Raw genomic sequence first — 1087 nt, 5'->3', positions numbered from 1 at the left:
CGGGCTCGACGCTGACCAGCGGGCACGCGGACAACATCGAGGCGTACTGGGCCTGCTGGCACCTGCGCGACGTCACCGACTGGGCGGTCACCATCGATGTGCGCCACGACGAACCCGCGTGGGAGATGGGGCTACTGGAGAGTCGCCGGGTCAGGCTGGCTCACGCGGTGGACCGGGTTGAGGTGCGGTTCGCGCGCTGGCGGGTGGGGCCTAACCCCGCGGCGCTGGCCCGGCTGGCCGATCAGCGCGACACCGGCGTGCCGGGGCTGCGCCTGGCCCGGTACCGCTCACCCGGCGGGCAGGTCTGGCCGTGGACAGTGGAGCTGGGTGCCGGGTGGGCGCTGACGCAGCACTGCATCCCCACTATCCCCGCCGGCCGCCGGGTGGCCCAGCGGCTGAACGGGCTTGCCGACTGGGCGGACGTGCCGCCGTGGGCGCCGGAAGGACTTCCTGGTTTCGGCGAGCGCGCCCAGTTCGCGGTGCGTGAGGCGCTCGGCGGGGGTGGCGCCCCGTGACCTCTCGTGAGGCGCGGCCCGACGTTGAGGGCGACCTGGAGGTCTTCCGCGAGGCGACTGGACGGCGCTGGTGGCGCATTCGCCTTGCTGACCCACCTAACGACACGGGGTGGCACTTCTGTGCCTACCTGCACCGCAAGGCGGATGGCGTCGCACTCCGGACGCTCATCCTCGACGCCTGCCCAGGGCGCGACTTCGCCGCGCTGTTCACTCCCACCTCCGGTGTGTCGGCGGAGGAGCGGGCCGCCATCGACGGTCGGATTCGCCACCTGGAGCGCGTCGCCAGACTGGTGTGGGATCGCCGCAACAGGGGTGCCTGCATCCGGTGCGGCGAACGCCACGAGGGTGACCACCGCGAGGGCCGAAAGCTGCTGTCCGAAGCGGATGTGGCATGGGCCGCGCCGGTGCGAGCGGCTTCCAGCCCTCAGGCATCCGCTCCGGCCCCGCCCGACGTCGAGGGCGGCCTGGAGATCCTGAAGTGGGAGCGGGCGTGGCTCGTGCGCGCCATGCCCATCGCCGGACGGTGGGCCGCCTTCGGCTCTGCCAACCGCAAGCGGGACGCCCGCGCGCTG

2 protein-coding genes are annotated in these 1087 nt (G+C 73.1%); both read left to right on the top strand.

All coding sequences use genetic code 11. The features are described 5' to 3' along the window. A partial coding sequence (locus BBK14_RS38345) for a hypothetical protein (RefSeq protein WP_157904276.1) occupies positions 1–515 on the top strand: 515 nt, incomplete at its 5' end. Continuing rightward, the coding region (locus BBK14_RS15505; RefSeq protein WP_131802330.1) for a hypothetical protein at positions 512–1087 on the top strand (576 nt) is incomplete at its 3' end. The genes BBK14_RS38345 and BBK14_RS15505, both read left to right, overlap by 4 nt.

Origin of the sequence: Parafrankia soli (assembly GCF_001854695.1) — a bacterium.
Classification (GTDB): domain Bacteria; phylum Actinomycetota; class Actinomycetes; order Frankiales; family Frankiaceae; genus Parafrankia; species Parafrankia soli.
The sequence above is the reverse complement of the archived record's forward strand: the minus strand, read 5'-3'. Positions and strand labels throughout refer to the sequence as shown.